Raw genomic sequence first — 18,057 nt, 5'->3', positions numbered from 1 at the left:
CTATAATTGCTGACAATTTTTACTTTCAGACGGCCTTGTACTGAATCAGGCCGTCTGAAACCATAAAACAAACAAGGAAAAATCCTATGAAAAATTATCACGCTCCCGACGAGAACGGCTTTTTCGGCGAACACGGCGGCCTATACGTTTCCGAAACCCTGATTCCGGCTTTGCAAGAATTGGCAGAAGCCTATCAAGCAGCGAAAGAAGATCCTTCATTTTGGGAAGAGTTCCGCCATGATTTGAAACACTATGTCGGCCGTCCCAGCCCTGTTTACCATGCCGCGCGCTTGTCCGAGCATTTGGGCGGCGCGCAAATCTGGCTGAAGCGTGAAGATTTGAACCACACCGGCGCGCACAAAGTGAACAACACCATCGGTCAGGCATTGCTCGCCCGCCGTATGGGCAAAAAACGCGTCATCGCCGAAACCGGCGCGGGTCAGCACGGCGTGGCGAGTGCCACCGTCGCCGCCCGCTTCGGTATGACTTGCGACGTGTACATGGGCGCGGACGACATCCAACGACAAATGCCCAACGTGTTCCGTATGAAATTGTTGGGTGCGAACGTGGTCAGTGTTGACAGCGGCAGCCGCACGCTGAAAGACGCGATGAACGAAGCCATGCGTGAATGGGTGGCTCGTGTGGACGATACGTTCTACATCATCGGTACTGCCGCAGGCCCTGCGCCGTATCCGGAAATGGTACGCGATTTCCAATGCGTGATCGGTAATGAAGCTAAAGCGCAGATGCAGGAAGTCATCGGCAGACAGCCCGACGTCGCCGTTGCCTGCGTCGGCGGCGGATCGAACGCCATCGGTTTGTTCTACCCCTATATCGAAGAAGAAAACGTACGTCTGGTCGGTGTAGAAGCAGGCGGTTTGGGTGTAGATACGCCCGACCACGCCGCACCGATTACCGGCAAAGCCCCTATCGGCGTATTGCACGGTTTCCGCAGCTATTTGATGCAAGACGAAAACGGTCAAGTTTTGGGTACGCACTCTGTTTCCGCAGGCTTGGACTACCCAGGCATCGGCCCGGAACACAGCCATTTGAACGACATCAACCGCGTGGAATACACTGTTGCGAAAGACGACGAAGCACTTGAAGCCTTTGACTTGCTCTGCCGTTTCGAGGGCATTATTCCTGCGTTGGAGTCCAGCCATGCCGTTGCCTGGGCAGTGAAAAATGCACCGAAAATGAGCAAAGACCAAGTGATTTTGGTCAACCTCTCCGGTCGCGGCGATAAAGACATTAATACCGTGGCGAAGTTGAAGGGGATTGAGTTGTAAGGTTTCAGGTAGCCTTTGGGTTGCCTGAATTTTGTTTATCGAAACAAGGAAAAAACCATGAGTATGTTCACTATGTTGCATGGTGTTCCTTCCGAATTTTTGGAAGCCTGCCTTGCCGACAGTTCGCGTTTGGATGAATTGTCCTATCCCGACGATGCCGAAAATAATCCCGATTTTTTGGATACTGACAAAACATGGGGTGCGCTCACGTTCATGTTGGGCGGCGATGATACGGGTATACCTGACGATGAGGTTTTGTTGAGTCAAGCTGCTTTGGGTTCGGAAGCCATAGACGAAGAATACGATATGGGTATGTCTCCTGCGTTTTATCTGACGGCAGAGCAAGTGGCACAGTTGGCGAAAGAAATTACGGCGTTGAGTGATGATGAATTGCTCAGTCGATACCAACCTAGTGAAATGGAAGACATTTACCCATGTGAATGGCAAGAGGATGATGAAGAAACGTTGGAATGGTTGCTGCAATACTTCCATGCGTTGCAAAAATTCTATGCTGAACAGGCACGAAAAGGTCATGCCGTGATTAGCTATATCGCCTGATACTCCGAAAATAACGCCGTTTGAAAGTCCGCCTTTCAAACGGCTTGTTTTTTAGCTGCCGAAAATTTGTCCGCGTAATAATGCGCTGGATATTAACCGCTTCGCCGAAAACAGGTTTTCAGACGACCTTTTCCTTATCCGATAGAGACTTTCAGGTTCTCATCTAATCATCAGAATGGGTTAAAATAGCGGAATTTAGCATTGACCCTGTAAGAAAATATGTTTTCCGAACACACTTCCTCCCTGCTCGATTTCGACCGCGCCCATCTGCTCCATCCCTATACATCCATGACCGACCCGTTGCCTGTTTATCCGGTGCGCCGTGCGGAGGGCGTGCATATCGAATTGGCGGACGGCACGCGGCTGATTGATGGGATGTCGTCTTGGTGGTGTGCGATACACGGTTACAATCATCCTGTTTTGAATCAGGCGGTTGAAGCGCAGATGAAACAAATGGCGCACGTGATGTTCGGCGGTTTGACGCATGAGCCTGCGGTAGAACTGGGCAAGTTGTTGGTCGGGATTTTGCCGCAGGGGCTGGACCGTATTTTTTATGCGGATTCAGGCTCGGTTTCGGTAGAAGTCGCGCTGAAGATGGCGGTGCAATACCAGCAGGCGCGGGGTTTGCGTGCAAAACAAAATATGGCGACGGTGCGGCGCGGCTATCACGGCGATACTTGGAACGCGATGTCCGTCTGCGATCCGGAAACGGGGATGCACCATATTTTCGGCAGCGCATTGCCGCAGCGTTATTTTGTCGGTAATCCGAAAAGCCGTTTCGACGATGAATGGGACGAGGCGGATTTGCAACCTGTCCGCGCCTTGTTTGAAGCGCATCATGCGGATATTGCCGCCTTTATTTTGGAGCCGGTCGTGCAGGGCGCGGGCGGCATGTATTTTTATCATCCGCAGTATCTTTGCGGATTGCGCGATTTGTGCGACGAATTTGACATCGTGTTGATTTTTGACGAAATCGCTACCGGATTCGGGCGCACGGGCAAGATGTTTGCCTGCGAACACGCGGAGGTCGTGCCGGATATTATGTGTATCGGCAAGGGCTTGAGCGGCGGCTATATGACGCTGGCGGCGGCGGTTACTTCGCAAAAAGTCACCGAAACGATTTCGCGCGGCGAAGCGGGCGTGTTCATGCACGGCCCGACGTTTATGGCGAACCCGCTGGCGTGCGCCGTTGCCTGCGCTTCGGTCAAGCTGCTTTTATCCCAAGATTGGCAGGCAAATATCCGCCGCATCGAAAGCATCTTAAAATGCCGTCTGAAAGCCGCGTGGGACATTCGCGGCGTGAAAGACGTACGCGTTTTGGGCGCCATCGGCGTGATCGAGTTGGAAAAAGGCGTGGATATGGCGCGTTTTCAAGCGGATTGCGTGGCGCAGGGCATTTGGGTGCGCCCGTTCGGCAGGTTGGTGTATCTGATGCCGCCTTACATCATTTCAGACGGCGTTTTGACCAAACTTGCCGACAAAACCGTGCAAATCTTGAAGGAACACAGCAAATGAAAGGCGTTTACTTCGTCAGCGGCATAGACACGGACATCGGCAAAACCATCGCCACCGGCGTATTGGCAAAACAATTGTTGCAGCAGGGCAAAAGCGTGATCACGCAAAAGCCCGTGCAAACCGGTTGCCAAGACATCGCCGACGACATCGCCGTCCACCGTAAAATTATGGGCATACCCATGCAGGAAGCCGACAAACAAGGGCTGACCATGCCCGAAATCTTCAGCTATCCGGCTTCGCCCCACCTTGCTGCCCGACTGGACGGCAGGGATTTGGACTTGGAGAAAATCCGTACCGCCACGCAAGAATTGGCGGCACAATACGAAATCGTGTTGGTCGAAGGCGCGGGTGGTTTGATGGTGCCGCTGACGGAAGATTTGTTGACCATTGATTATATCCGTCAGCAAGGTTATCCCGTCATCCTCGTTACCAGCGGACGGCTCGGCAGCATTAACCACACTCTGCTCAGCTTCACCACGCTCAAACAATACGGCATCCAGTTGCACAGCCTGATTTTCAACCATATTCACGACAGCAAAGATGAAACCGTTGCCGGAGATACCTTGGAATATCTTAGAGGCCGTCTGAAAGATGAGTTTCCCGAAGCCAAATGGCAGGAATTGGCCAAGACAGAGGTGTCAGATGGAGCTTGATATACCGCGTGGCACGCTTTGTTCACATGCCGAAGCTTCAAGTCTTTTGCCGTCTAAGGCCGGACATCTACTGACCGTTTCTTCGCTAACCGCCGCTTTACGCGCTTCTGGTAAGGATTTTTCAGTCGAGCCTGTGTATTTGGGTTTGACGAAGGGGGCGGACAATAGCGATGAAATCTTTGTGCGCGATGTTTTGCTCAAACTGGACGGCGAAACAGTGATACAAGCCAGAAGCGCGTGCCGGCCGGATAGCAGTCTATGGGCAGAATTATTAGATTGCGGAACGCAGCCTTTGGGCGAGCGCCTGTTTGACGGCACATTGCCGTTGAAACGTTCGGATTTTAAGTTTCTTCGTTTTGAAGATTCCGACCATCCATCTTTCAGACGGCCTGTTACCGCGCGCCGTTCGTATTTCGATTGGAACGGCGAAACATTGGAATTAACAGAATATTTCTTATTGAAATTAATAGATTTATACCGCTAAGGCCGTCTGAAAATAAAACCAATTACCGATGTTTGTCATAATTCTGTTATAATACAATAAATTAAATTGTTAAGATCTGTTTGATTTCAGACGGCAATAAATTATAATAAGAGCTAAGGCTCTAAAAAGCCATTCCTTCCGAATCGACACATAAACAACGACACATTACATCAATGAACATAAGGCGCTTTTTTCTACAATTTCTACCGCGTTACGCTGTCGGACGGATGGTGATATACGCCAAGCTGATGCGCGTCGACAAACCCATTGGCACACTGCTTTTGCTGTGGCCGACTTATTGGGCATTGTGGATTGCGTCTAAAGGCGTTCCCGCCGCGGATATTTTTATTGCCTTTACCGCAGGTACATTTCTAATGCGCAGCGCAGGTTGCGTCGTGAATGACTTTGCCGACCGCAATTTTGACGGCGCAGTAGAGCGCACTAAAAACCGCCCGTTTGCCAAAGGTTTGGTTTCCAAAACCGAAGCACTGCTTTTGACCGTCATGCTGTGTCTGATGGCGGCTTTATGCTTGGTGCCGCTCAACCGTTTTACTTGGCTGATGAGCCTTCCGGCCTTGTTCTTGGCCGTCACATATCCCTTTACCAAACGCTTTTTCCCTTTGCCGCAGTTTTATTTGGGGCTGGCATTTTCGTTCGGCATTCCCATGGCCTTTGCCGCCGTACAAGGCCGAGTGCCTCCTGAAGCATGGCTGATGTTTACCGCCAATGCCTTATGGACGCTGGCTTACGACACGATTTATGCCATGGCGGATAAAGAAGACGATTTGAAAATAGGTATTAAAACTTCGGCAATCACATTTGGCCATCACGATATTGCCGCCTCTATGCTTTGCCATTTTTGGTTTACCGTATTGATGGCGGTGTTGGGTATCAAAATCGGCGCAACTTGGCCGTATTGGCTGGTATTGCCGGTAACCGTTTATTGGCAGTATCAGCAGTATGCCGCCATCCGTACGCGCGACCGCCAGTTGTGCTTCCAAACGTTTTTGGCCAACAACCGCATCGGTTTGGCGTGGTTTTGCGGATTGGTCTGCCATTATTTCTGGTTGTTTTTGGTTTCCAAACTGTTTTAAAAAACTAGGTTGAGGCCGTCTGAAAAGAAAGGGAAAAGGGGTATGCCAGACATACCCCTTTTCATTTGAATCATGGTTTGTCCAGTCATAGGATTTTTACTTTAAATTCTATATAAACAAATAGTTGGCTTATTTTTAGCTCGTTAAAAAATATCAAAAACAACATGGAAAATGTTAGCAGGGCGAGTGTAAATTGCGCCTTCAGGATTGAGATTTGCACCGACAATCGGTACAATCCCATTGTTTTGCGACATTTAAAAGAGATACACATGAGCCTGATCGGCGAAATTTTACCTTTGTCCCATATCGTTTTGGATTTGGAAGTCAGCAGCAAAAAGCGTCTGTTTGAAGAGGCCGCCCAGCTGCTGGAGAATGAAGCAGAATTACCGAATACCAACGTGTTTGACTGCCTGTTTGCCCGTGAAAAACTTGGTTCGACCGGTTTGGGGCAGGGGGTGGCGATTCCTCATGGCCGTCACGCATGCGTGAAAAAAGCCACCGGTGCGTTTATCCGCACCAAAGAGCCGGTTGCCTTTGATGCGCCCGACGGCAAACCCGTTTCCCTGATTTTCATCCTGCTTGTGCCTGAAAACGCTACCGGCGAACATTTGGAAGTCTTGTCCAAACTGGCCGGCAGATTCTCTCAAAAAGCCATCCGTGAAGCGTTGATGGCCGCGACTTCTGCCGAAGAAGTACGCACACTCCTGAGCGAAGAGTAATTTATGCCCAGTATATCCGTCCGCCGCCTGTTTTCCGATAATCAGCACAAACTCGAACTTGCTTGGGCTGCCGGCAATTCCGGCGCGGACAACCGTATCGGTGTCGAAGCCGATAAACCCGTCTTGGCCTTGGTCGGCCATTTAAACTTTATCCATCCCAACCAAATTCAAGTTGTCGGCGTAGCTGAAGCCGAATATTTGCGCCGCTTGGAAACAGGCGAGCTCAACTATGATTTCGGCGAGCTTTTCGACATCCCCATGTCTTTGGTCATCGTCGCCAACGGCTTGCCTGTTTCGCCCAAATTGCGCGATTATTGCCATACCAACAGTATTCCTTTGCTGACTTCCAAGCAGGAAAGTCCGCACCTGATGGACGTTTTGCGGATTTATCTGCAACGTACATTGGCTACTTCCACCATCAAACACGGCGTATTTTTGGATGTATTTGAAGTGGGTGTACTCATTACCGGGCAATCCGGCTTGGGTAAGAGCGAATTGGCATTGGAGCTGATTTCGCGCGGCCACAGCTTGATTGCCGATGATGCGGTCGAACTTTTCCGTACCGGCCCGGAAATGCTGGAAGGCCGTTGCCCGCCTATGCTGCGTGATTTCCTCGAAGTACGCGGTTTGGGCATACTCAATATCCGCCATATTTTTGGCGAAACCTCTATCCGTCCGAAAAAAATCCTCCAGCTGATTATCAATTTGGTTCCGGCCGACGACGGATACATGAAACAACTCGATCGATTGAGCATCCGTACCGAAACAGAATCTATCCTCAACGTCAGCGTCCGTTCCGTTACCCTGCCTGTTGCAATCGGTCGAAACTTAGCAGTATTGGTTGAAGCTGCAGTGCGCAATTACATCCTTCAATTGCGCGGTAAAGACAGCACCAAAGAATTCCTCGAACGCCATCAAACACAACTCAAAGAAAACGAACAAAATCATGAAAATCGTCCTGATTAGCGGCTTATCCGGCTCAGGAAAATCCGTAGCCCTCAAACAACTCGAAGATTTAGGCTATTATTGTGTCGATAATCTGCCTTTGGAAATGTTGCCTTCGCTGGTGTTGTACCATATTGAACGCGGCGAAGAAACCCAGCTTGGTGTCAGCGTTGATATCCGTTCCGGTATCAATATCCAAGAGGCGCAAGAGCAAATCCAATATTTGCGTGACGAAGGACATCAGGTCGAAGTCCTATTTGTTGAAGCAGAAGAGGGCGTTTTGGTTCGCCGCTTCTCAGAAACCCGTCGCGGACACCCTTTGTCCGGCCCAAACCTGACTTTGTTGGAAAGCCTGCAAAAAGAACGCGAGTGGCTCTTCCCGCTTAGAGACATCGCATATTGCATCGATACGTCCAAAATGAACGCTCAGCAGCTGCGTTATGCTGTGCAACAATGGCTCAATATTGAACGTGTCGGTTTGCTGGTCATTCTTGAATCTTTTGGTTTCAAATACGGCGTTCCCAATAATGCCGACTTTATGTTTGATATGCGCAGCCTGCCCAATCCGTATTACGATCCGGAATTACGCCCCTTTACCGGCATGGACAAGCCTATTCAAGATTATTTGGGCCGGCAGCCGTTGGCTCAAGAAATGGTTGATGACATCGACCATTTTATTAGCCGCTGGCTGCCGCGCCTGCAACAAGAGAGCCGCAGTTATGTGACGATTGCCATCGGTTGTACCGGCGGGCAGCACCGCTCCGTTTATGTTGTGGAAAAACTGGCCGAGCGCCTCAAAGGCCGTTACGAACTCCTTGTCCGCCACCGTCAGGCTCAAAGCTTGGCAGGACGCTGACTTGCCGTTTCAAACGGCCTCAAAGGAAGAAACCATGAAAAAAATCAGTATGACCGCATTATCCCTGCTTATCTTGACCGCCTGTGCAACAGAGCCTGTCACTGCTTACCGTTGGCACCGTACCGGCGCGAGCGAAGCCGAAGTTTCCCGCCAAATCAACACCTGCAAATCACAAGTTCAAAATGAAGCCAAACGTGGCAATACATCCAAGACGTTTGAGCAATGTATGGATGAAGCAGGTTATTACAGCTACGAGCATGGCAACCTCTAAATCCTGATTGACCGATTATCCAAATATCGAGGCCGTCTGAAAAACAATGATTTTTCAGACGGCCTCAGATACGAATAGAAAGAAGAAAAAGACATGGCTATCCAATGGTTTCCCGGCCACATGAACAAGGCAAAAAAAGCCATTGCCGAACGCATTAAAAGCGTTGATATGGTGATTGAGATGCTGGACGCGCGTATGCCTGCTTCCAGCGAAAACCCCTTGCTTGCCCAGTTGTCCAAAGGTAAGCCCAAACTTAAAATTTTAAATAAACAAGACCTTGCCGATCCCGATCGCACCAAAGTTTGGCTCGAACACTACAACAGCCGCCAAGATACCCGTGCCATTGCGCTTGATTCTTCCGAAACCGGCGCGCATGGCAAAATTACCCAAGCCTGCCGCGCCATGATTCCGCATCGTCAAGGTATCGAGAAGCCGCTGCGTGTCCTGATTTGCGGTATTCCCAACGTCGGCAAATCCACCTTGATTAACGGCATGATCGGCAAAAAATCTGCCAAAACCGGTAATGAACCCGGTATTACCAAAGCCGAACAGCGCCTTTTCCTTGCCGACGATTTCTGGCTTTACGATACCCCCGGTATGTTGTGGCCAAAAATTATCGTCGAAGAAGGCGGCTACAACCTTGCAGCCGGCGGTGCAGTCGGACGTAACGCGCTGGACGAAGAAGAAGTGGCGCTTGAGCTTTTGGATTACCTCCGCCGCCATTATCTGGCTCTGTTGCAAGAGCGCTATCAAGCAGACAAAGATCCAAGCAGCCATTGGGACGATACTTCTTGGCTGGAGTGGATTGCCAAGAAACGCGGTGCGGTTTTGAGCGGCGGACGGGTCAACTACCAAAAGGCCGCTGAAAATATCCTGACCGATTTTCGCGAAGGCAAAATCGGCAGAATCACGCTGGAAACGCCAAACCAATGGGAAACTTGGCTGAAAAAAGCCAGACAGAAAGAGGCCGAACTTAAAGCCATTCGCGAAGCCAGAAAGGCGGAAAGAAAAGGGCAGCAGCCTTCAGCCGATTAATATAAAAGGCCGTCTGAAATCTATTTTCAGACGGCCTTTTGTTGGAATAGGCAATTTAGAGGGCGGTACGGCTGAAGTTGTCTAGAGTTTTATCGGTTTGGATTTGGTTGAACTGCATGATGGTTTTGTCGCCTTGCTTTTCGTCCAATTCGATTTTACGCACCAGTGTATCGCCGTTGATTTCGATACGGTTGAAGATTTGACGGGTAATGGCGGTTTTCGGAGTTAAGGTCAACGTCCATTTTTTCTCGTTGCCGTTTAATTTCAAATCAAATTGTTTTTCCAAGCCTTGGGTATTGCCGCCCAAGAGGTCGAGGAAGAGTTTGATTTGGCGGCTTTGGCCGTTGAGTTTGCTGGCGTTTGGGTTGACCCATTGGCTGCCGTTCCATTGCATGATGCCGTCTGAACGCACGCGCAGGGTGGTTTCAAATGGTTTTTGCATTTTCCAGAGCAGGCCTTTTTGTGGGACAAGGGTAAAGCTGCCGCTGGTGGTCATGGGTTTGCTGAGGGATTTTAGCTGGCGTTGTTGGACAAAATTGCCTTGCACGTTTTGCGGTTTTTGCAGGGTTTGTGCCAATTCGGCAGGGGAAAATGCCCATAAAGCCGGAGCGCTGATGAGGAGAGTAAGAGAAAGAATGGTTTTTTTCATTGTGCTTCCATAAGGTTTGAGGCCGTCTGAAAGTTCAGACGGCCTTTTATTGCTTTAATTATAAGGCTGACAAGGCCTGATTAAAGGTTGCGCTTGGACGCATCGCTTGCGCGGCTTTTTCAGGATTGGCTGCGTAGTAGCCGCCGATGTCGACCGCTTTGCCTTGTACGGCAGAGAGTTCTTCAACGATTTTGGCTTCGTCGGCAGTCAAAGCGGCTGCCAATGGCGCAAATGCGGCTTTCAGTTCGGCATCTTTGTCTTGCGCCGCCAATTCTTGCGCCCAGTAGAGGGTGAGGTAGAAATGGCTGCCGCGGTTGTCGAGTTCGCCGGCTTTGCGTTTGGGCGATTTGTCGTTTAGCAGCAGTTTTTCGGTGGCGGCATCCAAAGTGTCGGCAAGGACTTGGGCTTTGGCGTTGCCGGTTTTTTGCGCCAAATGTTCAAACGATACGGCAAGCGCGAGGAATTCGCCCAAAGAGTCCCAACGCAAGTGGTTTTCTTCGAGGAATTGTTGGACATGTTTCGGTGCAGAACCGCCCGCGCCGGTTTCAAACATACCGCCGCCGTTCATCAATGGGACGATAGACAGCATTTTCGCGCTGGTACCCAGTTCCAAAATCGGGAACAAGTCGGTCAGGTAGTCGCGCAGGACGTTGCCGGTGACGGAAATGGTGTCTTCGCCGTTTTTCAGACGACCCAAGCTGAATTTAGCGGCTTCTTCAGGAGCAAGAACGCGGATGTCGAGACCATTTGTATCCAGTTCGGCAAGGTAGGCTTTAACCTTGGCGAGCAGGCTCTTGTCGTGCGGACGGTTTTCGTCGAGCCAGAATACGGCGGGCGTGTTGCTCAGGCGGGCGCGGTTGACGGCGAGTTGTACCCAGTCTTTAACCGGAGCGTCTTTAGTTTGGCACATACGCCAAATGTCGCCGGCTTCAACGTCGTGTTGCATCAGGACATTGCCTGCTGCATCAATGACTTGAACCCGGCCGTCAGCTTCGATTTCGAAAGTTTTGTTGTGTGAACCGTATTCTTCGGCTGCCTGCGCCATCAGGCCGACGTTAGGAACGGTACCCATGGTTGTCGGGTCAAATGCACCGTGTTCGCGGCAGAAGTCGATGGTTGCTTGATAAACGCCTGCGTAGCTACTGTCGGGAATCACGGCTTTGGTGTCTTGCGCTTTGCCGTCTTTATCCCACATACGGCCGGAGTTACGAATCATTGCAGGCATAGAGGCATCGACGATGACATCGCTGGGAACGTGCAGGTTGGTAATGCCTTTGTCGGAATCAACCATCGCCAAATCAGGGTTGGCGGCGTAAACGGCGGCGATTTCAGCTTCAACGGCAGCGCGGGTGTCCGCATCCAGTTTGTCCAAATTGGCAAGCAGGTTGCCGAAGCCGTTGTTGACGTTGACGCCTGCGGCAGCCAGTTTGTCGCCGAATTTTTCAAATACAGGCGCGAAGAACACTTTGACGGCGTGTCCGAAGATAATCGGGTCGGACACTTTCATCATCGTGGCTTTCATATGCAGCGAGAACAATACGCCTTTAGCTTTTGCGTCTTGCACTTGTTCGGCAAGGAAGGCGAGCAGGGCTTTTTTGCTCATCACGGTCGCGTCGATGATTTCGCCGGCTTTCAGGGCAACAGGCTCGCGCAGCTCTTTTTTGTTGCCTTGTTTGTCGATGAACACGATGGATACGGAAGTCGCATCGGGTACAGTAACAGATTGTTCGTTATGGAAAAAGTCGCCGCTTTGCATAGTGGCAACGTGGGTTTTGGAGTCTTTGGTCCATGTGCCCATGCTGTGCGGATTTTTTTTCGCAAAGTTTTTCACTGCTTTAGGGGCGCGACGGTCGGAGTTGCCTTCACGCAGGACAGGGTTTACCGCGCTGCCTTTGATGCGGTCGTAGCGTTCGCGTACGGCTTTTTCTTCGTCGGTTTGCGGGTCGGCGGGATAGTCGGGGACGGCAAAGCCTTTTGCCTGCAATTCTTTAATCGCGGCGGTCAGTTGCGGTACGGACGCGCTGATGTTCGGCAGTTTGATTACGTTTGCATCGGGTTGTTTCACCAGTTCGCCCAATTCGGCAAGCGCATCAGGTACGCGTTGCGCTTCAGTCAGGTATTCTGGAAACGCCGCCAAAATACGGCCGGAGAGAGAGATGTCGCTGGTTTTGACATCAATATCGGCGTGGCGGGTAAACGCCTGCACGATTGGCAACAGGGATTGAGTGGCCAATGCAGGAGCTTCGTCGGTGTAGGTATAGATAATGGTGGATTTAGTCATGGGATTATTCTCTATGTAGGTTAAGTTTTTCTTTTCGGGCACATCGCGAGAAGAAACGTGCTAAGCCTATTATGGCATATTTCGGCGGATTTGGTTGTTGTTTTGATGTTATTGTTTTTTAAGTTGCGGAAAAGAAAAAGGCCGTCTGAAAAGACAGCCTAAATATAAGGACTTATCCGATAATCAAAACGGCATTGCTGCCGCCGAAGGCAAATGACGAGCTGGCGGCAATGCGTTTTTCAGACGGCCAGCGGCTGTTTTCGTCGGTCAAAGCGATGTTGGGCAGCTCGGAATCGGGTACGTTGTCCCATTGTTGGGGCGGCAGTTTGCCTTCCGGATTGTATTGGCGGTTGGCCATTAACCAGGCAAACGCGGCTTCGATCGCGCCGGCTGCACCCAAGGTATGACCGGTGGACGGCTTGGTTGACGTGCAAAGGGTGTGGCAGCCAAATACTTCGGCAACGGCTCGGCTTTCCATGCTGTCGTTGTGTTGCGTGCCGGTGCCGTGCAGGTTGATCCAGCCGATGTCTTCCGCTTTCAAACCGGCTTTATCCAATGCGGCCTGAAAAGATTGGGCTGCACCCAAACCGTCGGGGCGGGGCGAAGACATATGGTAGGCATCGCTGCTTGCGCCGTAGCCCAGCAACTGCATTTCGCCGTCAAAATCGGCATCGCGCGTCATTACGAAAAATGCGGCCGCTTCGCCGATATTGATGCCGTTGCGGTTGGCAGAAAAGGGCTTGGCGATGCCGTCTGAAAGCACTTCCAAAGAGGCAAAACCATTAATCGTCAGCGGAGAAAGCGTATCTGCGCCGCCGCAAATCACGGCATCACACAATCCGGCACGAAGCAGTCGAGCTGCGCTGATGAGGGCGCGTGCGCCGGAAGTGCAGGCGGTGGAGACGGTATAGCGCAAGCCGTCCAAGCCGTAAACTTGGGCGATAAATTCGGAGGGCGAAGCCATGGTGTGTTGCAGCTGTTTGAACGGAACATCCGTCCACTCACCACCTTGGACAACGTGTTGGAACAAGGGGATATTTTCGTCTGCACCACTGGTGGACGTACCGGTAACGACAGCAACCCTTTCTTTGCCGTAACGGGCAATGGCCGTCTGGATCAGTCCGTCTATTTGCGAAAGCGCGTGCAGGATAAGCTGGTTGTTGCGGCTGCGATGCGATTCGGGGATGTTGTCGGGCAGAGGCATCAGGGTTTCTTTGACTGCACCGAAAGCATGCGTTTTGCCTTTTACCCATTGGTCTGAAAAAGTCAGGGGCGTGTTTTCAGACGGCGTGAGTAAGGCATCGGTATGAACTTGCAAGCCGCTGCCCAATGCGCTGGTCAGTGCCGGACGGCTGAGATAAACAGGAGTATTCATGAATTAGTCTTCTGCAATCGGACTGATCGTCCAGAAAGTTTGGTCGGGGAAGCCGATAAGGAATTGTTCGGAATGGTGGGCGACACACCACAAATCACGCTCTCGGTAGCTGAACACCGCGCCTTTGCCGTCAGGGCAGAAGCCTTGATGGGTGGCGTTTTGTTGGCGGGCTTCAGGGTAAAGCATGGCGGCGTGTTCGGCGGCCAAAAGCGGCAACAGGGCGGCAAACAGTCGGCGCGAAGTGGCATTGGGCATCACAAAACCGTCATTTTTCCAGCCTTTGGTGCTGACCGATTGACGCGATACCGGCGCACCCAGTGCATCGGTTTGGACAAAGCGGATGCCGTCTGAATGAGGCTCGACTGCCAAGAGATTGGTTTGAACGGTTTGCCCCGCCGCATTGGTCTGCTCGAGTTTGAACCATTGGCCTTCTTTGGAAAGTGGCGGCAGCGTTTGCGGATGGGGGAGCGAGGTCGCACATGCGGAAAGCAGCAGTGCGGCAAGCAAAGGGATAAATCGCATAAGGTTTTATCTATCGGTCAAAATATTTAATGGTGTGGATGAAGTTTCAGACGGCCAGTTCCGTTCTCAGACTCGGTCGTCTGAAAGACATTCGTCCTTATTCTACCTTTAAATCGCCCACCAATGCGGCAAGTGTGGACAAGCGTTGCTCGGATTTTTCTACGAATGGATTGTTCGTATCCCAAGCATAGCCTGCCAGAATAGACGAAAGCATGCGGCTGATTTCAGGGCTGCGGTTGGGCGCATAGATGGCGTTTTGGAAGCGGAAATCGTACCAGCCGGTTACATAAGTGCGGAACGCGTTCACGCCGATCATCAGCTGGTCGGCAAATTCGGTTTGCCAATCGGCGGCTTCGCCTTTGAGCTGTTTGCCCAGTAAATCGGCGGCCAGTTTGGCAGAGTGCAGGGCAATGGTCACGCCGGAGGAGAAAACGGGGTCGAGGAATTCGGCGGCGTTGCCTAAAAGAGCGAAGTGTTTGCCGTATAAGGTTTTCACGTTGGCAGAGTAGCCTTGGATAGAGCGGAACGGGAAGTCGTTTTCCCAAACGGCTTTATCCAAAATTTCCGCCAGCATCGGGCATTCGTACACAAATTTTTTCAACACGGCTTCTGATTCGCCGGCCAGTTTGTCGGGCGTGCCGACAACGCCGATGGAGCAGCGGTTGTCGCCGAAAGGAATCAGCCAAATCCAGACATCGCGATGTTCAGGATGCGTGTTGATCAGGATTTTGTTGCGGTCGAATTTCGGGCTGGTGATGTTGTCGTCGATATGCGTGAAGTGGGCTTGGCGCGGAGGCAGCTCGGACGGGCTTTCCAAATCTAAAAGGCGGGGCAGGACGCGACCGTAACCGCTGGCATCCAAAACGAATTTGGCAGTCAGTTCATAGTTTTCGCCTGTATCGGTCGCAACGCTCAAACGTGCCACATCGCCGTTGTTGTCAAACGCGGTTACGCCGTGTCCGAAGCGGACATCGACGCCTTGTTTTGCCGCCTCATCAATCAGGATTTTGTCGAAGATGCCGCGGCGCACTTGATAAATAGTACCGGGGCCGTCTGAAAATTTTTCAGTAAAGTTGAAATCTGTGTAACGGCTGCCCCATGAAAACGCCGCGCCGTCTTTAAATTGAAAGCTGGGTTCGGCATGTACCGCATCGGCAAAACCGGCTTCTTCCAACATTTCCATGCAATGAGGCAACAGGCTTTCGCCGATGACAAAGCGCGGGAAATGTTGTTTTTCCAATACGCAAACTTTAAAGCCTTGTTTGTTCAGCAAAGCGGAAGCAACCGAACCTGAAGGGCCTGCGCCGATAACGGCAACGTCAAATTCTACGGACATTTGAAAATACCTTTGATTTTAATGATAAATAATGTTTAATCTGTCGCCTGAAATTTTTCAGACGGCCTGTTGCAACTTGGCGATAGAAGTTGAAAAAATATTGTTTCAACTTCAATCGTCTTCATCTTTTGTCTAATTTTTCAATAATGTGCCTGCCAGCCAAATATTGAATGCCACGCCGATGGTAACCGTCATGCCGAACGCGGCAACGGCGGGCGTGCTGCTGATGGCGAGCAGGGCAAAGGAAATGGCTGTCGTCGCGGCGGCAAGCAGCATTCCGCCTAATTTTGCCTGTGCGCTGTGGTGTGCGGTGGCGGCATAGACGGCATAGTCCACGCCGATGGCGGACACTAAAAGCAGGCCGAACATGGCAAACAGGCTGACGGGAATGCCGGCCAAACCGAGTACGGCAACGGTGCAGATGGCGGCGGCCAGCGGCACGGCAAGGATTTTGCTGCCGCGTTTGAAACCAAACATTTTCCATAAAAGCAGCCATGCCAACGCATAGGAAGCCAGTTTCAACCATGCGGCCTGATTGCGCGTGTGGTGGAAAAGCTCGTTTAAGTGGGCGCGTTTGTCTGCCCAATGTACGCCGGAGACGTGTTGTGCCACGACGCGTACGGCGGCTTCATCGGTCATGCCGTTCAAACGCACGACGGCAGCAAAACGGCCTGGTTCCACTTCGCCCAAATACAAGGAACGCCAAGCTTCTGCCAAATCGGTATTCAGGCCGTCTGAAAGCGACAATGGTTGCGTGTCGGCAGCTTGAAGCAGGGCATCGCGCACGGTTTTGCGCGGAATACCGATTTCTGTGAGCGGTTTCCAGCTATCAGGCAATTTGGTCAATTCGCGCAGGCGGTTTTGCAGTTTTTGCTGTTCCGTTGTCGGCAGGATGAATTGGTCGGGCGATTGGATGCCGGACAGTTTGCCTTGCGCGATTAAGGGCTGCAAGGAGCGGCCGAGTTCGGCGGTTTTCTTCAACAGGGCATCTTCGCTTTGTGCTTCGGCCACCAAATATTTGCCGCCAAAATCCGTGCCGCTCAACCGGCCGATTTGTTGTACCTCGGTCAACATCGCGGTCGGCATATTGACCCATTGACGGATGTCGTCACGCCAGTCGCTGCGCCACAGTCCGACTGCCAGCAAAATTCCGCCCACGATTAACCAGCCGCGTTTGTGCAGGCGGTTTTTCAGACGGCCTGACAGGGAATAGAGCTTTTCGGTTAATGCGGCAAAAGGCACGGTTTTGGCTCGATAGCGGCGAAACAGCGGCGGCAGCCATAAAACGGTGGCACCAAACGCGCCAAATAAGGCAAAGCCTGAAAATACCGCGGTTTGGCGCAATACAGGTAAAGGAGTAAACCACAGCAACGTGTAGCCCAAGACGGTAATCGTCAGGCTGACGGCAAAGCTCGGCAAGACATGTTTCATTGCCGATTCAGCCTGCCAAACGGTCTTTTCAGACGGCCCGAATACCGACGGAGCAAGCCAGTGCAACGGGAAATCCACCAACATACCCACCAGGCTGGTGCCGATGACGATGGTCAGGATATGCACTTCGCCCAATACCAATAAAGCGACCGCCAATCCGGTCAACATACCGGCTGCCAGCGGCAGGGACAGCAAAAATACCCGGCCGCTGCGGAAGACCCACAACAGCAGCGCAAAGGTCAGCCCAAGTCCGACCATGCTCATCAGCCGACTTTCTTTTTCTGCGGCTGCTTTGGATACGGCGGCGAACAATGCGCCACCTGCGCTTAAGGTTTCCGCGCCGTTTTCCGAAGCGATTTGACGGCTTTGCGACATCAGCGGCAATAGGGCATCGTTGCCGGAGAATTGATCGCCGCCGGCAAGCCGTCCGCGCAAGAATACCCAAGTTTTGCCTTTGTCTTCGGCAAACAGCATGCCATTGTCCATGTCCCACTGCAAACGGCTTTGCGGATTGGCTTTGTCGGCAACAAAGCGTCCGAAGCCCAGCCAGTCTTGTTCTAAAGACAAAGGTGAGGGGGCGGCAAACGGATTGGCCGCGGCTTCTGCACGTGCTTGAAAATAGGCTTGCGGCTGCTCAAACAGCAGGCGTATTTCGTCTTGCGGCAAAACTGCCAAACTCAGTTTCTGCATATCCACCCGCACTTTGTCCAAATTCGGCGTCATGCTGCTGTCGACTTGTTCAAATACGCCGCTTTTGCGCCATGTGTCGGCAATTTGTGCGGCCGTCTGAAAAGCAGTTTCGGCATCGGTACTGCCTGCAAGCAAAATGACTTGCGAATTGAGCTGCGCTTCTGCGGCTTTATCTGCTGCCGTCAGTAAGGCATCGGGTTGCTGTTCGCTTGGCAACAACGCGGTCAAATCGGTTTGGATGCGCGCTTGTGAAGCAAAGGCGTAAATCAAAAACAGGGTAAGAAACAGGATAAGGGCGGTATAGAGGCGGTTTAGGAGGCGAAGATTCATCGTTCAGACGGCCTTTTGAAAATG

17 protein-coding genes are annotated in these 18,057 nt (G+C 51.7%); 11 read left to right on the top strand and 6 right to left on the bottom strand.

Annotation, left to right across the window (positions count from 1 at the left end; translation table 11 throughout):
• Positions 1-86 precede the first annotated feature (86 nt).
• The 11 genes from trpB (at position 87) to ylqF (ending at position 9,419) form a co-directional block, all read left to right on the top strand.
• The gene (gene trpB / locus FAH67_RS05815; RefSeq protein WP_003680509.1) at positions 87-1,289 is read left to right on the top strand and encodes a tryptophan synthase subunit beta; all 1,203 of its coding nucleotides are present in this window, start codon (positions 87-89) and stop codon (positions 1,287-1,289) included.
• A gap of 57 nt (positions 1,290-1,346) precedes the next feature.
• Positions 1,347-1,847, top strand: a complete 501-nt coding sequence (locus FAH67_RS05810) for a YfbM family protein (RefSeq protein WP_003680508.1) — start codon at positions 1,347-1,349, stop codon at positions 1,845-1,847.
• Positions 1,848-2,066: 219 nt separating this feature from the next.
• Positions 2,067-3,362 carry an adenosylmethionine--8-amino-7-oxononanoate transaminase gene (bioA, locus tag FAH67_RS05805; RefSeq protein ID WP_039863915.1) on the top strand — a complete coding sequence of 432 codons (1,296 nt, stop codon included), beginning with the start codon at positions 2,067-2,069 and terminating at the stop codon, positions 3,360-3,362.
• A complete protein-coding gene (gene bioD / locus FAH67_RS05800) occupies positions 3,359-4,015 on the top strand; it encodes a dethiobiotin synthase (protein WP_003680504.1) in 657 nt (218 codons plus the stop codon). Before bioA ends, bioD begins: the two co-directional genes overlap by 4 nt.
• Positions 4,005-4,499, top strand: a complete 495-nt coding sequence (locus FAH67_RS05795) for a chorismate--pyruvate lyase family protein (RefSeq protein ID WP_003680503.1) — start codon at positions 4,005-4,007, stop codon at positions 4,497-4,499. Before bioD ends, FAH67_RS05795 begins: the two co-directional genes overlap by 11 nt.
• A 227-nt stretch (positions 4,500-4,726) precedes the next feature.
• Positions 4,727-5,593, top strand: coding sequence for a 4-hydroxybenzoate octaprenyltransferase (ubiA, locus tag FAH67_RS05790; RefSeq protein WP_370446679.1), 867 nt, complete (start codon positions 4,727-4,729; stop codon positions 5,591-5,593).
• Positions 5,594-5,862: 269 nt separating this feature from the next.
• The gene (gene ptsN / locus FAH67_RS05785) at positions 5,863-6,312 is read left to right on the top strand and encodes a PTS IIA-like nitrogen regulatory protein PtsN (protein WP_003680500.1); all 450 of its coding nucleotides are present in this window, start codon (positions 5,863-5,865) and stop codon (positions 6,310-6,312) included.
• Positions 6,313-6,315: 3 nt separating this feature from the next.
• Entirely contained in the window at positions 6,316-7,278 is a 963-nt protein-coding gene (gene hprK / locus FAH67_RS05780; protein WP_036490342.1) for an HPr(Ser) kinase/phosphatase, read from the top strand.
• On the top strand, positions 7,259-8,113 hold the full coding sequence (rapZ, locus tag FAH67_RS05775) for an RNase adapter RapZ (protein ID WP_039863930.1): 855 nt from the start codon (positions 7,259-7,261) through the stop codon (positions 8,111-8,113). Before hprK ends, rapZ begins: the two co-directional genes overlap by 20 nt.
• Positions 8,114-8,147: 34 nt before the next feature.
• The gene (locus tag FAH67_RS05770) at positions 8,148-8,384 is read left to right on the top strand and encodes a hypothetical protein (RefSeq protein ID WP_003680497.1); all 237 of its coding nucleotides are present in this window, start codon (positions 8,148-8,150) and stop codon (positions 8,382-8,384) included.
• Positions 8,385-8,477: 93 nt separating this feature from the next.
• Entirely contained in the window at positions 8,478-9,419 is a 942-nt protein-coding gene (gene ylqF, locus FAH67_RS05765; protein ID WP_003680496.1) for a ribosome biogenesis GTPase YlqF, read from the top strand.
• 55 nt (positions 9,420-9,474) lie between these two features.
• On the opposite strand, the gene FAH67_RS05760 is transcribed toward ylqF, so the two are convergent.
• The 6 genes from FAH67_RS05760 to FAH67_RS05735 form a co-directional block, all read right to left on the bottom strand.
• Positions 9,475-10,068: a LolA family protein gene (locus FAH67_RS05760; protein WP_112890813.1), complete on the bottom strand. Its 594-nt coding sequence runs from the start codon at positions 10,066-10,068 to the stop codon at positions 9,475-9,477.
• 58 nt (positions 10,069-10,126) lie between these two features.
• Positions 10,127-12,349, bottom strand: a complete 2,223-nt coding sequence (locus tag FAH67_RS05755; RefSeq protein WP_039863912.1) for an NADP-dependent isocitrate dehydrogenase — start codon at positions 12,347-12,349, stop codon at positions 10,127-10,129.
• 172 nt (positions 12,350-12,521) lie between these two features.
• Positions 12,522-13,724, bottom strand: coding sequence for a beta-ketoacyl-ACP synthase (locus tag FAH67_RS05750; RefSeq protein WP_003680492.1), 1,203 nt, complete (start codon positions 13,722-13,724; stop codon positions 12,522-12,524).
• A gap of 3 nt (positions 13,725-13,727) precedes the next feature.
• Complete coding sequence (locus FAH67_RS05745) at positions 13,728-14,246, bottom strand: hypothetical protein (RefSeq protein ID WP_003680491.1); 519 nt, start codon at positions 14,244-14,246, stop codon at positions 13,728-13,730.
• A gap of 97 nt (positions 14,247-14,343) precedes the next feature.
• On the bottom strand, positions 14,344-15,582 hold the full coding sequence (locus FAH67_RS05740) for an NAD(P)/FAD-dependent oxidoreductase (RefSeq protein WP_003680490.1): 1,239 nt from the start codon (positions 15,580-15,582) through the stop codon (positions 14,344-14,346).
• A 132-nt stretch (positions 15,583-15,714) separates the two neighbouring features.
• Entirely contained in the window at positions 15,715-18,033 is a 2,319-nt protein-coding gene (locus FAH67_RS05735) for an MMPL family transporter (RefSeq protein ID WP_003680486.1), read from the bottom strand.
• Positions 18,034-18,057 lie beyond the last annotated feature (24 nt).

This window comes from Neisseria flavescens, assembly GCF_005221285.1.
In the GTDB taxonomy this organism is placed as follows: domain Bacteria; phylum Pseudomonadota; class Gammaproteobacteria; order Burkholderiales; family Neisseriaceae; genus Neisseria; species Neisseria flavescens.
The sequence above is the reverse complement of the archived record's forward strand: the minus strand, read 5'-3'. Positions and strand labels throughout refer to the sequence as shown.